Consider the following 14,906-nt stretch of genomic DNA (forward strand, 5'->3'; position numbering starts at 1 on the left):
AGAATCATTATGAAACGTAAAATCATAAAACCCGACAAAGATTTTGAACTTGAAACACGAGTCAAAAAATCCGAACATAAATTACCTCGTACAAATGAAGAAATTGATAAAGCCAACATTTACTGGCTGTCTTGTGCCTATTCCAGCCCCTTTATGCCAATGGTCGATTTAAGCTTTGCTTTTGATGAGTTGAAAAAGCTTATAAAACAATGGTTAGAAAAGAGAAAGAAACCAATCATTTATAAAAACAAAACTAATGAAACAATATAAAACAGTTCCGATTCTGGGTGTACTGATGCTGTTATTTGCACCCCATATTTACGCTCAGCATACAGAAAAAGTCCAACCTTTAAGTTTGGAAGAAATATGGAAAGTTGCAGAAATGAATAATCGACAACTGAAACTATCTGATCTAAATCTTCAGCAAAGTAAAATAGAAATATTGGAAGCCAAAGACCGTTTGTTGCCCGAACTTTCAGTAGGTGGGGACTTAAAACTCAATTCCAAATTTCTGATTTACGACAATGGATTATTCTCCTCTCCACAAGATGTGCCTGTAAAAGGTTATGGGTACGGAGTGGGATACAACTTAAACTATAACCTCTATAACGGAGGTAAGGACAAGAGAAACGTAGCCATGAAAAAGGAAGAAGAGACACGAAAACAATATGAAGTGGATCTGCAAAAGCATAGTGTAAAATATAATGTTGCAGTTGCTTATTTTGATTTATATAAGTTTTTGCATTTCTATGATTTTCTAAATGCAGAGATTGAAGCAGAAAAAAAGCAATTGAGATTGATAGAAAGTCTGCATAAAAACGGCACCGTATTAAAGAGTGATGTACTGAGAACCTCCGTGAAATTGTCTCAACTGGAACTTAATCTTTCCGATGTTACGAAAAAGATTGAAATCGCCAAACAACGGCTCAATATTCTGATGGGACGTGAAAATGATATGGGACTAGCAATCAAATACGAAGATACAATTGAATTAAACGCTATCACAGAAGGTGACTACAATGACTATGTAGACATTGCTTTTAACAAATCTCCAGAATACAAAATAGCCGGTAGTGACATCAAATGGAGCGAACTGAATGTAAAACAAGTGAAAGCTACTCTATTGCCCAAAGTTTCTTTGTACTCTAACTATAATTACAACTATCCACAGATTTCCTTTTATCCGTATTCAAATGACTTGTGGGGATTTGGTCAGACAGGAATTAAAGTACAGTATTCGATTGATAATTTGTACAAAAGCAAACATACCATTGCTCGTGCCCAAGTTGTCAGCAATCAGGCTAAAGAAAGAGTAGAAATGAAGAAGGATGAAATCTCTCTTCAGGTAAAAGAAGCTTATTTACAGCAACAGCAGGCTTTGGAGAGCGTGGAAACGGCAGAACAAAATATCATTAAAACTACGGAAACTGTCCGTGTTATCAGAAGTAGTTACTTAAATCAGGAATCGTTAATGACCGATCTTTTGGAAGCAGAAAACGCTTTATTAGAAGCAAAATTTAATCTGACAACAGCACAAACAAACGTAAAAATAACCCATATCAGACTATTGGCAATTATAGGAATTCTTTAATAAAAAAATTATGAACAAAAATAAAACAGATAAAATTATTGTAAGCCTAACCAAATGGTTTGGTATCGCATTATTCGTAGGGATCATTATTTGGGGAGCCACCTATTTCTTAAAAGGATATCGCTATGAACAAACTAATGATGCACAGGTAGATGCTTATCTCTCACCGATAAACGCAAAAGTCGGTGGCTATATCAGCCAAATATATTACAAGGACAATCAGCTTGTTAAAAAAGGCGATACGCTTGTGGTGATTGAACTAGACGAGTATGAACTGAAAAAAGATGCTGCATCAGCAGAGCTCATGAGTTCACACGCCAAATTACCAATTTTGACGGCTAACGAAGAAACACAGCTTAAAAGCATTGAGGTTATAAAAGCACAATTGGCAGGAGCTAAAGCAAGATTGAACCAACAGCAAAAAGAATTTGACCGTTATAAAAATCTACTAGCAGATGAATCTACCACACAACAGAAATTCGATAACATCAGTGCTTCTTTATCCATTGCACAGTCAGATTATGATCAGGCTAAAGCTTCTTTACAAGTAGCAGAATCTAAACTTAATGATTTTAGAGCTCAACATAATGCTATACAAGCAGAGATAAAAATTAAAGAAACACTTGTTCAAAGACAGGAATTAGACATTCGATACACGGTTATCACTGCACCTTTTGATGGACAAATTGGTAAAAAGACCATTCAAGAAGGTCAACTGATACAAGCTGGACAAACACTGGCTTTTCTGGTGAACAAAGCCGAGGAAAAATGGGTGATTGCAAATTTTAAAGAAACACAGATTGGCAACTTCAAGATCGGACAAGCGGTATCCATAGAAGTTGATGCCTTTCCGAATGAAAAATTCAATGGTACTATCGAATCACTTTCGCCCACCACAGGTTCACGTTATTCCCTACTGCCACCAGATAATGCTACAGGTAATTTTGTAAAAATTATTCAAAGGATTCCCGTTCGTATTAAACTAATCGATACACCTGAAAAATTAGGAAAACTCTCTGCCGGAATGAATGCCAATGTTTATGTTTTAAAAGATTAATGATGCAAGCACATAAAATACCTATTTTTAAATCCTGGGTATCTGAATGGATAGCGAGATCCGTCATATTTGCTATTCTGATGACCTGTCTGTTTAGCTTCGCCTTTTACGGAAGTCCAGCTGCAGCTATGGGTTTTTACGGCGTACAGTCTACCGATGTTCAATATGGTATGGTCGTTATCTATGGCTCTACCGTAGCTTTCCTAGCACTTGATTTTCGGATTGTAAAATATTTTACACCTAGGAAATATTTACTGATTGCTCTTGCCGTAAATGCGATATGTTCTGTAATCTGTTTTCATTTCAAAGATTGGACATTGTTTGTTATTTGCCAGTTTTTTCAAGGGATTACCTGTGCATTGATGTCTGGCATCGTCTTACAAATGATTTTTCCAAGATTACAGTCTGTACGTGCACGCGTAATTGCTTTTAGCCTACTGTATGGCAGCATACAGATTGCCGTTCCTTTTTATTCTATTTTTACCAGCTTGGTCATTCATTTTTTTGATTTTAACTGGCTATTCTACGGATTTATTGTCATACTCATCATTTTGACAATTATTGTATTGCTAACAATGAACAGTAAAGCCAGGTTTACCAAAAAGATACCATTGTATCAAGTGGATTGGATCGGTTATCTGTTTTACGTGTCTTTTATCTTAATCTTAGGATACATCCTTGTATATGGGCGACAATTGGGCTGGTTCGGTAGTTCATTAATCGCTATTCTTAGTGTAATCAATCTAATTATTCTTTCGCTTTTCATCGTTAGAGAATTGAAGCTTAAACGACCATTAATCAACTTACAGATTTTCAAGACAAAGAATTTTGTCATTGGGCTATTACTACTTTTTACATTTTATATTTTTAAAGGAAGTACAGGACTTGCTTACGGCTATCTTGAAGTAATTTTAGGAAATGACCCACTGAGCACCATCCCTATATGGACGTCTGTAATTTTTGGAACTACAGTTAGTATGTTCATTATCTCCAGATTTGTCTTGATGAGCTACAACCTGATAAGAATGATTATTGTTGGCTTTGGAATAATGGCGATTTATTATGCTTATATGATACTATTTGTTTCTGTACAGGGCGAAACAATTGATTTCATTCTACCTATGTTTATTTATGGTGTGGCAACAGGAGTCTTATTTGTTCCTATTGTTTCATTTACCGCTTCATCAGCACCTCCCCAAATTGCTATAAACGCATCGCTTGTTGGTATTTTGGCTAGGTTTATTGGGTTTACAGCTAGTCTGGCACTGAATAACGAACTTCAATTATTTGCAAAATCAGGAGTTCGAGAAAAGATCCGGGAATCACTCACGGAAACTAACCCTCAATTACCAACTACCTTACTGGATATTCAAAATCAATACATAAATGCAGGTAGCGACATCTATACTTCAAAAGCAGTATCCACAGGCTATTTCAATCAAATGGTAGGACATCAGATATTGGCTCGTGCTACTAGAGATTATTATGACTTGATGTTGACAGGTGTGATTTTCGTCATTGTTATTTTACTATTATTACCTCAAATTCAAAATATTGTTTTGAGACTAAGAAAAGGTAATATGCCTTATTGAAAATCATATTTTGAATGTATTTAAAGCTTCTTATGGATGAATTTATGATCAGGACAAATGCTGGTGAAGGAACTGAAAAACATGGAAGAAAACGGCATTATAACCCGTACAGCTTTTTGCCGCTGTTCCATCGACCGTAGAATATAATTTAAGTCCCCAAACAAAGGAAAATTGGAATCTATAATTGATGAACTCAATGGTGGATTGGAATATATCAATTAGTCAAAAGGTTTCTTTTCATATAATACACCATTTTAAAGATATACTCATTTTCATACAGCTGAATCAATTAAACGACTGCCTGAACTCCAAAGGAGAAACATTGGTTTTCATCTTAAAAAGCTTGCTGAACGATTGAGAATGTTCGAAACCCAACCCATAGGCAATTTCCGAAACAGAAAGATTTGTCGTGGACAGTTTTTCTTTAGCTTTTTCTATGACTGCATTCTGAATGTATTGCTGTGTATTGAACCCTGTCAATGAACTTAACATATCACTCAGGTAGCGTTGAGAAAGTTTTAATTCGGAACTGATATATTTAACAGACGGCAAACCGTTCTTCAGGCTATTTTCTTCATCGAAATAATTATTTAAAAGCCTATCCAAAGCGGTAATAATATCATGATTAACTGCTTTCCTCGTAATAAACTGCCTGTTATAAAATCGATTGCTGTAATTCAGCAACAGTTCTATTTGTGAAACCAAAACATCCTGACTAAAACTGTCAATATTATTGTTCAGTTCATTAGCTATTGAAGCAAATAGATTGGCAATAATTTCTTTTTCTTTGGCTGATAAAAACAGAGCTTCTGCAACATCATAGGAAAAAAATCCGTATTGGTTTATTGTTTTCCCCAAAGGATAATTCCGAATAAAATCCGAATGAAAATAGAGAGCAATACCTTCGTAACTCTCTATTTCTTCCGGTGGTAAAACGATTTGTTTAGGTTTTAAAAATGCCAATCCACCCTCTTCAAAATCATAATATCCCTGTCCGTATTTGATATGTCCTGTAAAAGTAGGTTTAAAGGAAATCTTATAAAAATCAAGACTTACCTTTTGCCCTTTTGGAAACATTTCAATTGAAACGTCATTGTAATCCACCAAGGCGATCAAAGGATGCATTGGCGCAGGAAATCCCAGCACACGCACTAATTGAGATATGCTTTTAATATGACTGATGTTAGATTGTTTCTGCATTTTCATTCACTAATTTAATCAATTTTGCTTGGATGGACGAATCACTACATCTCCAATTTCAACATCATCGGGCTGGCTGATAGCATATATTACTGCATTGGCAATGGCTACAGGATCTATAGCCATTTGTTCCATTTCATTTTGAATAGCTGATTTCATTTGTTCATTCTTAATGCCGTTTGCAAAATCTGTTTTCACAAATCCAGGTGAAATCCCTGTAATACGCAAGTTTCCGTCTGACTCCTGACGAAACGCTTCTCCAATAGTTCGGATCGCATTTTTAGTTCCGGCGTAGACCCCCTGCATGGGTACGATCTTTATCCCTGCTGTTGAAATAATATTCACAATATGTCCCGACCCTTGTTCTTTGAAAACAGGAATTGCAGCCGCCATTCCATATAAAACGCCTTTAAGATTAATATCAATCATTTCTTCCCATCCATCAACATCCAAGTCATCAATCCTGCTTAATTGACTCACCCCAGCATTGTTTACAATGACATCTAATTTTCCGTAATGCTGAACTGCTGCATTGACCAATCCAACCAGATCAGCTTTATTCTTTACATCAATTGGAACAAAGATGGCTTCACCATCTTTGTTTTTAATTTCTTCAACAACCTGCTGTAATTGTTTTGCACGTCTTGCACCCAAAACGACTTTTGCGCCTTCCCTTGCCAATTCCACCGCAATGGCTTTACCCATGCCGCTGCTGGCACCTGTAATTGCTATTACCTTTCCTTTGATATTTTGCATTCTTGTTCGTTTTATCTGTCAATCTGTTTTTCTAAAAATTCAGGATACCGGTCACCTACAAGCGTAATACCTTTTACTGTTTTGTCAATCTTTGCCAATTCATCCTCTGTTAGTATAACCTCGGTGCTTGCAATATTTTCTTCCAAACGATGTAGTTTTGTGGTGCCGGGTATTGGTACTATCCATGGCTTTTGAGCCAAGAGCCAAGCCAACGCTAATTGTCCAGTCGTTATATTTTTTTGTTGAGCAATCTCAGAAAGAGCATCTACCAGCACAAGATTAGCCTTGATGTTTTCTTCTGTGAAACGGGGAATAACATTTCTACGGTCAGCATCTTCCAATTTTTTATTGATTACCCCTGTAAGAAAACCTTTACCCAAAGGACTAAACGGAACAAAACCAATTTCCAACTCTTCCAACAGAGGTATAATTTCATCTTCAGGTTCACGCCAAAACAAAGAGTATTCACTTTGCAATGCTGATACAGGTTGAACAGCATGGGCTTTTCGAATCGTTTTAGCACTTGCTTCAGATAAACCGAAGTATTTCACCTTCCCTTCCTGTATCAGATCTTTTACTGTTCCTGCAACATCTTCTATCGGCACATTAGGATCAACTCTGTGCTGATACAATAAATCAATGTAATCTGTTTTCAATCTTTTCAAAGAAGCTTCAGTTACTGCTCTTATCGTCTCCGGTCTGCTGTCTAAACCAATTACCGGACTACCATCTCTACAACCAAATTTCGTAGCAATTACCACATCTTTTCGGTAAGGCTGTAATCCTTCACCAACCAATTCTTCGTTGGTAAAAGGACCATAAGCTTCTGCTGTATCAAAAAATGTGATACCTCTGTCAACTGCACTGTGAAGAAGACTTACAGCATCTTTTTTATCAAGACCTTTACCTTCTAAAAAGTTGAGCCCCATACATCCAAAACCCAATGCTGAAACTTCTAACCCGCTATTTCCTAATTTTCTTTTTTGCATAACTTTTTTGTTTTTAAACCTGAATAAATTTCAAGTACAAAATTCTTATTTGTTATTCTTAAAAAAGTAGTTCAATTGGTAAGTATTGTAGTCAGATCTTCAGAAGTATTCCATATTCTTCAATTGAGCGCGATCCCACTATCAATGGAACAGATACATCACTTATATTTTCCACTTTATGGATTCCCGTAAAAAACAACTTAATCGTTTTATTACTTTTGGTGATATATTTAAAACTATGAAAAACTTCTCTTTACTTTCAATCCTATCTTTAATTCTATCATGTAGTACACCTGCCGAAAAAAACACTCTCAAATTCACTAAAGAAACCTACATCGGTGAATGGCCATTTTCTGTCAATGAGATTGAGGTGTATTGTTCCGGTTATACCGAAATATATGGTAGAACAAATGATGGAAAGGTCTATGCCCTAAATGGATCGGCAAAAGGCGCCTCTCATGACAACAAATCCATTAGCAAAGTTGAAGAGATATGGTTGGACGATCCAAATTGGGCAGGGTTGAAGATTTCCTATGGAGATTTTATAACACAGGGACTGACCCTGTGCGAGAACAAGTAAAACAGTTGATCATGTTAAAGAGTTTTTGCCAGAAAAAAGCCGATGACCAATGCCAATATAAGTGCAAAGATGATCTTTACATAATCAGTTTTGCTGTTTTGTAATTCCTGATTCAGTCTTACATTATCCTGATTCAGTGTTTCCAATCGCACTTTCATAGCGGCCGTCTTTTCATTGACTGCAGACTGTATATTCCTTTCATGAAGCGTATGCATCTCCTTTTTATAGCTTTCCAATTCTTCTTTTCGTTGCTTCTCCTGTTCGCTAAAGTTCTTCTGCGTATCCTGAAGTTGTTTAACGGATGATTCCTGAAGTTTCTGGAATTCTTCGTTCCTTTTGGATAACTGTTCTGTTAAAGTTTTGACCTGCTCAGAAAACTGTTTAGACACATCTTTCTTGACCTCATCGATTAAAAGAGCTCTTGAATTGGAGCGTTCATGAGACAATTTTTCTGCTATGGCATGCAATCCTGATCCATAATCGTGGGGTAAATGGAAACGTTTATCTGCGAGTTTGTCAAGCAAGGTTTCATCGACCGTATGTCCGATTGCAGTAATCGTTACTTTATTAAGTTCAATAAACAACTCAGAAAGTTGAATATTATTAAATGTCTCCATGCTCTGACGGTCGCCTCCTCCCCTTACTAAAGCAACTATATCGTACTCCATAGATGAGATTTCATTCAATTTGGAAATGATTGCTGTTGAGGAGGTAATATTACAACTATGGTCATCGATCTCAAAATATTGCCCAGAAACATCCAGACCTTCTAAAAAATCCTTTTGAACAATTGCGTTATTCCCGTAAATATTAGCTATCCTCACCTTTTCATCTTTGAGCATTTTATCTCTAATCAAAGTTTCTAGATCTTTTGATCCGATTTCAAGTTTTCGCTGGATTAGCTCATATCTTTCCAATTCCTCTTCCAATATCGACTTTTCTTCCTGCTGGATGATTTCATCAACTACAAATCGCAGTTCTATCGAAGAATTTTTAATACTTTTCTCAATATATCCTCTAAGGGTATAAATTTCATTATTAATAATTTTACTCCTAAGTAATGAAGAGATACGAACTCCTATTGAAGTATGATCACCTTCTGAAAATAAGAGGTCATAATAATAATTTCCCTAGGATTTTCCGCCGCCATAAGCATATCTTCCTTTCAGATATATCAAATTTACGGTAGCATGAAGCTTAAGGGCATTGCTAAAAAGCCCAATTACTGAAGTGGGAGAATAAGTCTGAAAATTGATGTCATTATTCATACGATATAGAGCCGATCTTCATTAGGATTTCTGCAAATTTATCACAATTCATTAATCAATCTAAAGGTAAGATTAATTCTTTCTTTCATCGGTTTAGTTGACTTGGCAATTCGATGCTCCCAATTCTCCTGAAGATCTCCTTTCATAATGAGCAGTGAACCATGAGGAAGAGGAAGACTGTATTTGCTTTGATGATGGTCTTTTTTTCTAAAATCAAAATTCCGGATTTCTCCGAGGCTGATCGAGGCAATAACGGGTCGTGTTCCATATCTGCTTTCTTTATCCCTATGCCAAGCAACTGAATCATTGTTATTCCGGTAAAGATTAAGCAAAACACCATTGAATTGATAGCCGAATTCTTTTTCTATTCTTTCTTTTAAGGATAGCAATTCAGGAGTCCAAGGATTTGCACCTGATACATTTCCATCCAAATCAGAAGATGAATTATCACTAAACCAAGCTGTAAGACGGGGAGTTAAAACCGTTTTGTCATACATTTTCTGAGTACGCTGCTCCCAAGGAGTATTCTTAAGAAGTAAATTTTTAAGCAAATCAGCTTCTTCCCTGTTCAGAAAGTTTTCCCTGTATTCCAAAAGGTCTTTTGGAAATTCATAAAACTCTTCTGCATCAAATAAACTCAGCTGACTCATTGCAATTTTCTTTTGAAATATTTATATTTGTTATATCCTGTTTATACGGGATTTTTTTCATCATTTGTGTTTTTAGCTTCCCCTCGGGGAAGTTTTTTGATTAATGAACTATGGGAATTATTCAAAATGAATTCACTTCTTATCCCTAATTTTTTCTTTAATCTGTTTGATATCAGTTTTAATCTCTGTGATGAAATTTTGAATATGATGCTCTGCAAATTCATCAGGCTCGTATTCTTTTGTATTGATACTACAAGCAAATTCCCAGATTTCTTTAATTTCAGGCAATGGAATTTTATATGGATCATAAAAACTATTATCGGCCTTAACCCAAATACTATCTGCTTCGTGAAACTGAAACCTTTTGTAGCTAATCCCATCATTGGACGTAATAAAAATGTAAGTTCTATCCGCTTTCAATTCAGAGAGATCTTCAATATATTTTCCTACAATATAGGTTCCATCTTTATAGGGTGGCATAGAATCGCCGCCAGCTGGAAAAGCTCTAAATTTTCCGTGGTGTAAAAATGGAAGCGAAATAGTCTCAAGACTTTCTATATATTCCGGATCACTATATCCATTCAGGTATCCCATTGAAGCCTTTTGCGGAATAATCTCAATCTCATTGTTTCCATCACTATCAACCCTAATGGGCAGAACAATCCTATTATCAGGAAGTTCCATAATCTCATCGATAGGAAATTTGCTGATATTGATTGTCAAAAGTAAATCGATGCTGATATTATAATATTTAGAGATTCTGATTAAAATCTCTTGAGGAGGCTCTGTGGCACCATCTTCATACTTACCATATCTGCCTCTGGTAATTAAAAGATCATCAGCCACCTTTTGTTGGGAAACATCTAGCCTACCTCTTAAATACCGCATGTTTTCTGAAAAAATTGACATTGCTATAATTTATAGCAACAAATATACGAAATATTGCTACAAAACGTAATAATTTTGAAGCATGGAAAAATCAATTGTTCATATGGATCTGGATACCTTCTTCGTTTCTTGTGAGAGACTGAAGAATTCCAGTTTGAACAGTATTCCTGTAATTATAGGAGGTGGAGACCGTGGTGTAGTAGCATCCTGTTCATATGAAGCAAGAAAATTCGGTGTTCGTTCCGCGATGCCTATAAGGATGGCTTTACGTTTATGTCCCGAGGCTCAGGTCATCAAAGGAGATATGGAATATTATTCCAATATGTCACATTTAGTAACAGAAATTATTCAGGAAAAAGTACCAGTATTGGAAAAAGCCAGCGTAGATGAATTTTATCTTGATCTTTCCGGGATGGATAAATTTTTTGGATGCTATCAATGGACTTCTGAAATTGCGAGTATCGTTATGAAAAACACAGGCTTACCTATAAGCTTTGCTCTTTCCACCAATAAAACAGTTTCAAAAATAGGAACCGGAGAGGCTAAGCCTACCGGGAAATTAGAATTAAAGCCTCAGTTAATTCAGCCGTTCTTGAATCCATTGTCTGTCAAAAAAATCCCAATGGTAGGTGATGTAACCTTTCAATTACTTTCAAGACTGGGTGTTAGAAATATAGAAACTCTTTCTCAAATGCCAGTCGATGTACTGCAGCAGCTACTTGGTAAAAATGGTATTGAACTTTGGAAAAAAGCCAACGGCATTGACAATAACCCTGTCGTTCAGTATTCAGAACGAAAATCTATATCCACTGAAACTACCTTTTCTGAAGATACTATTGATCTTCAGAATATCAGAAGCATTCTTTCAGGAATGGTTGAACAATTGTGTTATCAACTGAGACATGAAAAATGGCTCACCTCAACAGTCTCTGTAAGAATAAGGTATGCCAACTTCGACACAGAGACTAAGCAATGCAAGGTTCCATATACTTCAGCGGATCACACTCTGCTAAAATACGTTTTAGAGTTGTTTAAAAAAGTATATACCCGAAGAATGAGAATTCGTCTCGTAGGTGTAAGGTTTACAGGCTTAGTTCACGGAAACCATCAAATGAATCTTTTCGAGGATACAGAAGAACTGATATCATTATATCAATCTATGGATAAAATCAAAGATCGTTTTGGATCCAAGAGCGTCGGAAGAGCTTCTGGTCTTTTAAATTAAAAAGCAGTTTATGTTTCTCAATTGTCATACTTATCATAGCTTACGTTATGGAACTATTTCTGTTGAAGATCTGGTTCAGTTGGCTATGGATTATAAACTGAAAGTTTTGGCGTTGACAGACATTAATACCGTAACAGGAATCTATCAGTTCTATAATCTATGTAAAGAAAATGGTATCAAACCGATTGTAGGTGTTGATGTACGAGTTGAAAATGAGCAATTCTACATATGCCTAGCAAAAAATCCCAAAGGCATCGCTGAAGTCAATAGGCTTTTAACCGATTATAACTGCGAAGGCATCGAAATTCCAAAAACCAATCCAAAATTAGATAATTGTTTTATCATCTATTCTTTACAGAATATTCCCGAAAAACTGTTGGAACACGAGTTTATTGGAATAAGACAAGAAGAATTAAACTTACTCATCAATCCGGAATTAAAATCTTTGATTCACAAAATGGTCATTTTACATCCGGTAACTTTTAAAACCGATGATGAATATGAACTTCACAAAGTATTACGGGCTATTGATCTTAATACACTTTTTACCAAACTTAATGAAAAAGATTATTGTAGAACAAATGAATCTTTTACCAATAAGAAAAAGCTCTTAAGTCAATATGAACAATACCCTGAAATCATTGAAAATACCAAACATATCGTCAATGAATCTAGTTTTGACTTTGATTTTAAAAACCCGAAGAATAAAAAGCATTATACTGACAGCAAGGAAAATGATTTTAAATTGCTATCCAAATTAGCTTATGAAGGTTTGATTCGGAGATATCCTAATCAAAACAAACAAGCTATTGAAAGAGTTGAAAAAGAATTGACAGTGATTGACCAACTGAACTTTTGTGGTTACTTCTTAATTACCTGGGATATTATTCAGTACAGTAACAAGATGGGCTTTATGCACGTTGGCAGAGGAAGTGGTGCTAACAGCATTATAGCTTATTGTTTGGGAATTTCAGATATATGCCCTTTAGAGCTTGATCTGTATTTTGAAAGATTTCTAAATCTGAATCGTAAATCACCACCCGACTTTGACATTGACTGGAGTTGGAAAAATCGTGATACGATTCTTGAATACATTTTTAAAAAGTATGGTAAAGATCATGTCGCATTTTGTGGAACCAATGTAGAATTTAAAAGAAGATCAAGATTCAGAGAACTCGGAAAAGTATTTGGTCTTCCTAAAGATGAACTGGATCAGCTTTCCAAAAAACCTAAAGAATTACACGATCAAAATTCAGTCGTTCAACAGATTTATAAATATGAGCAATTAATGATAGGATTTCCCAATCAAAGAAGCATGCACTCCTGCGGAATTCTGATTTCCGAAGAACCGATTACCAACTATTCTGCTTTAGAATTTCCGCCAAAAGAATTTCCCATCGTCCAGTTCGATATGTATACGGCAGAAGATATTGGTTTGGAAAAATTTGATATTTTATCACAAAGAGGCTTGGGAACAATTAAGGATGCCGTTCAGTTAATTGAAGAAAAAAGAGGCATTACCATAGATATTGAAGACACCAGAATTTCCAAAAATGAGATCAAGTGTAATGAGTTTTTAAGTATTGGAAAAACTATAGGTTGTTTTTACATTGAATCACCTGCTATGAGAGGTTTATTAAGAAGGCTCAAATGTGACAACTATAAAGTATTGGTTGCGGCTTCATCAATTATCCGTCCAGGAGTTGCACAGAGTGGAATGATGCGGGAATATATCTTTAGACACAACCATCCCGGTCAATTCGAATATTTCCACGAAGTATTTGAAAAAGAATTAGGTGAAACGTATGGAATTATGGTATATCAGGAAGATGTTATTAAAATAGCCATGCATTTTGGAGGGGTTTCAGCAGCGAATGGTGATGTTCTCCGAAGAGCAATGAGTGGCAAAGGGCGGTCTCTTTCAGCTTTACAAAAGTTAAAAGAGGACTTCTTCGAATCCTGTAAAATAAAAGGGCATTCTGAGCAACTCTCTCAAGAAGTTTACCGGCAGATCGAATCTTTTGCAGGTTATTCATTTTGTAAAGCCCATTCGGCTTCTTATGCTGTGGAAAGTTATCAGAGTCTTTACTTAAAAGCTTACTACCCCATTGAGTTTATGGTGTCTGCCATTAATAACGGAGGGGGATTTTACAGAACAGAAGTTTATATTCATGAAACGAAAATGGCCGGAGCTACCATTCATAATCCTTGTATTAACCTAAGTGAATTCCAGACAACTGTATATGGAACAGATGTCTATTTAGGTTTGATGCATATTGAGAAACTGGAAGTGAGTATTAAACGATTGATTCCTGAAGAACGCAAAAAAAATGGTGATTACAGATCATTGCAAGATTTTGTAAAAAGAGTCCATATCGGTATTGAAACTTTACAGATTTTAATTTTTGTCGGGGCTTTCAGATTCACGGGAAAACAAAAACATGAATTGCTGATCGAGGCAAGATTTCTATTATCTAAGAATCAATATAAAACAAAAGCTATATCATTATTTGATGAACCTCAAAAAGATTATAAGTTGCCAGTTATTGAAAGAAATCCATTGGAAGATGCTTTTGATGAAATTGAAATATTAGGCTTCCCCGTCTCCTACTCTATTTTTGATCTATTGAAAACAAAATACAGAGGTCATGTTTTGGTAAAAGACCTTTTGAAGTATCACAAAAAACAGGTAAAAATGTTAGCTTATCTTATTTCCAGAAAGCATGTTCCTATTAAAATGAAAAACCATCCTGATAAAAAAGATGATATGTATTTCGGAACATGGATCGATGCTGAAGGGCAGTATTTTGACACCGCACATTTTCCTGATAGCCTTAGACAGTTTCCTTTTAAGGAGGGCGGCATTTACTATTTATTGGGAACTGTTGAAGTGGATTATCATTTCCCTACGGTTACCATTACCAAAATGGCAAAAATGCCACTGATTGCAGATCCCCGATATTCTTTGGATGAAGTCAAAGCTAAAGAAGTTGAAAATAGTCTTCGCGAAGATGTGAGCCTGACCTTTAGACAACCCTATCCGCAGGAAAAGGAAATTGGATTGCCCAGACATAGAATGTTATAGTTTTAATTACATGACCGGTTATTTC

General features: G+C 35.7%; 14 protein-coding genes. 7 read left to right on the top strand and 7 right to left on the bottom strand.

Features of this window, described 5'->3' with window-relative positions; translation table 11 throughout:
• Positions 1–9 precede the first annotated feature (9 nt).
• Genes M2373_RS21085 through M2373_RS21100 form a run of 4 tightly spaced genes read left to right on the top strand, consistent with a single transcriptional unit; the run spans position 10 to position 4,240 of the window.
• Positions 10–270, top strand: a complete 261-nt coding sequence (locus M2373_RS21085; RefSeq protein WP_259113269.1) for a hypothetical protein — start codon at positions 10–12, stop codon at positions 268–270.
• Positions 257–1,591: a TolC family protein gene (locus tag M2373_RS21090; protein ID WP_259113271.1), complete on the top strand. Its 1,335-nt coding sequence runs from the start codon at positions 257–259 to the stop codon at positions 1,589–1,591. Before M2373_RS21085 ends, M2373_RS21090 begins: the two co-directional genes overlap by 14 nt.
• A 10-nt stretch (positions 1,592–1,601) precedes the next feature.
• Positions 1,602–2,648 carry an HlyD family secretion protein gene (locus M2373_RS21095; RefSeq protein ID WP_259113272.1) on the top strand — a complete coding sequence of 349 codons (1,047 nt, stop codon included), beginning with the start codon at positions 1,602–1,604 and terminating at the stop codon, positions 2,646–2,648.
• Between the two features lie 2 nt (positions 2,649–2,650).
• On the top strand, positions 2,651–4,240 hold the full coding sequence (locus M2373_RS21100; RefSeq protein ID WP_259113274.1) for an MFS transporter: 1,590 nt from the start codon (positions 2,651–2,653) through the stop codon (positions 4,238–4,240).
• Positions 4,241–4,525: 285 nt separating this feature from the next.
• Here M2373_RS21100 and M2373_RS21105 read toward each other — a convergent pair whose 3' ends face one another.
• From M2373_RS21105 to M2373_RS21115, 3 genes are read right to left on the bottom strand one after another with little or no spacing between them, the layout of a single operon-like run.
• Positions 4,526–5,440, bottom strand: coding sequence for an AraC family transcriptional regulator (locus tag M2373_RS21105; protein WP_259113275.1), 915 nt, complete (start codon positions 5,438–5,440; stop codon positions 4,526–4,528).
• Between the two features lie 18 nt (positions 5,441–5,458).
• Entirely contained in the window at positions 5,459–6,196 is a 738-nt protein-coding gene (locus M2373_RS21110; protein WP_259113277.1) for an SDR family oxidoreductase, read from the bottom strand.
• Between the two features lie 11 nt (positions 6,197–6,207).
• Entirely contained in the window at positions 6,208–7,185 is a 978-nt protein-coding gene (locus M2373_RS21115) for an aldo/keto reductase (RefSeq protein WP_259113278.1), read from the bottom strand.
• 178 nt (positions 7,186–7,363) lie between these two features.
• Between M2373_RS21115 and M2373_RS21120 the strand changes: the two genes are divergently transcribed.
• Positions 7,364–7,765: a YebY family protein gene (locus M2373_RS21120; RefSeq protein WP_259113280.1), complete on the top strand. Its 402-nt coding sequence runs from the start codon at positions 7,364–7,366 to the stop codon at positions 7,763–7,765.
• Positions 7,766–7,779: 14 nt separating this feature from the next.
• On the opposite strand, the gene M2373_RS21125 is transcribed toward M2373_RS21120, so the two are convergent.
• The 4 genes from M2373_RS21125 to M2373_RS21140 form a co-directional block, all read right to left on the bottom strand.
• Entirely contained in the window at positions 7,780–8,694 is a 915-nt protein-coding gene (locus tag M2373_RS21125) for an exodeoxyribonuclease VII large subunit (protein WP_259113281.1), read from the bottom strand.
• Between the two features lie 201 nt (positions 8,695–8,895).
• On the bottom strand, positions 8,896–9,033 hold the full coding sequence (locus M2373_RS21130) for a hypothetical protein (protein ID WP_259113282.1): 138 nt from the start codon (positions 9,031–9,033) through the stop codon (positions 8,896–8,898).
• A gap of 41 nt (positions 9,034–9,074) precedes the next feature.
• On the bottom strand, positions 9,075–9,683 hold the full coding sequence (locus tag M2373_RS21135; protein ID WP_259113284.1) for an alpha-ketoglutarate-dependent dioxygenase AlkB: 609 nt from the start codon (positions 9,681–9,683) through the stop codon (positions 9,075–9,077).
• A gap of 132 nt (positions 9,684–9,815) precedes the next feature.
• Entirely contained in the window at positions 9,816–10,592 is a 777-nt protein-coding gene (locus M2373_RS21140) for a LexA family transcriptional regulator (RefSeq protein ID WP_259113286.1), read from the bottom strand.
• Positions 10,593–10,653: 61 nt separating this feature from the next.
• Between M2373_RS21140 and dinB the strand changes: the two genes are divergently transcribed.
• Together dinB and M2373_RS21150 are read left to right on the top strand one after the other, a co-directional pair.
• On the top strand, positions 10,654–11,796 hold the full coding sequence (dinB, locus tag M2373_RS21145) for a DNA polymerase IV (protein WP_259113287.1): 1,143 nt from the start codon (positions 10,654–10,656) through the stop codon (positions 11,794–11,796).
• Between the two features lie 10 nt (positions 11,797–11,806).
• Positions 11,807–14,881 carry a DNA polymerase III subunit alpha gene (locus M2373_RS21150; RefSeq protein ID WP_259113289.1) on the top strand — a complete coding sequence of 1,025 codons (3,075 nt, stop codon included), beginning with the start codon at positions 11,807–11,809 and terminating at the stop codon, positions 14,879–14,881.
• Positions 14,882–14,906 lie beyond the last annotated feature (25 nt).

Origin of the sequence: Chryseobacterium sp. JUb7, from assembly GCF_024806495.1 — a bacterium.
Taxonomy (GTDB): Bacteria; Bacteroidota; Bacteroidia; order Flavobacteriales; family Weeksellaceae; genus Chryseobacterium.

What these genes read in the sequence shown, in the direction of transcription:
- M2373_RS21090 (WP_259113271.1), top strand. Translation starts at nt 257, where the DNA reads ATGAAACAATATAAAACAGTTCCGATTCTGGGTGTACTGATGCTGTTA.
- M2373_RS21095 (WP_259113272.1), top strand. Translation starts at nt 1,602, where the DNA reads ATGAACAAAAATAAAACAGATAAAATTATTGTAAGCCTAACCAAATGG.
- M2373_RS21115 (WP_259113278.1), bottom strand. Translation starts at nt 7,185, where the DNA reads ATGCAAAAAAGAAAATTAGGAAATAGCGGGTTAGAAGTTTCAGCATTG.
- M2373_RS21110 (WP_259113277.1), bottom strand. Translation starts at nt 6,196, where the DNA reads ATGCAAAATATCAAAGGAAAGGTAATAGCAATTACAGGTGCCAGCAGC.
- M2373_RS21130 (WP_259113282.1), bottom strand. Translation starts at nt 9,033, where the DNA reads ATGAATAATGACATCAATTTTCAGACTTATTCTCCCACTTCAGTAATT.
- M2373_RS21100 (WP_259113274.1), top strand. Translation starts at nt 2,651, where the DNA reads ATGCAAGCACATAAAATACCTATTTTTAAATCCTGGGTATCTGAATGG.
- M2373_RS21105 (WP_259113275.1), bottom strand. Translation starts at nt 5,440, where the DNA reads ATGCAGAAACAATCTAACATCAGTCATATTAAAAGCATATCTCAATTA.
- M2373_RS21120 (WP_259113280.1), top strand. Translation starts at nt 7,364, where the DNA reads ATGGATTCCCGTAAAAAACAACTTAATCGTTTTATTACTTTTGGTGAT.
- M2373_RS21085 (WP_259113269.1), top strand. Translation starts at nt 10, where the DNA reads ATGAAACGTAAAATCATAAAACCCGACAAAGATTTTGAACTTGAAACA.
- M2373_RS21135 (WP_259113284.1), bottom strand. Translation starts at nt 9,683, where the DNA reads ATGAGTCAGCTGAGTTTATTTGATGCAGAAGAGTTTTATGAATTTCCA.
- M2373_RS21140 (WP_259113286.1), bottom strand. Translation starts at nt 10,592, where the DNA reads ATGTCAATTTTTTCAGAAAACATGCGGTATTTAAGAGGTAGGCTAGAT.
- dinB (WP_259113287.1), top strand. Translation starts at nt 10,654, where the DNA reads ATGGAAAAATCAATTGTTCATATGGATCTGGATACCTTCTTCGTTTCT.
- M2373_RS21150 (WP_259113289.1), top strand. Translation starts at nt 11,807, where the DNA reads ATGTTTCTCAATTGTCATACTTATCATAGCTTACGTTATGGAACTATT.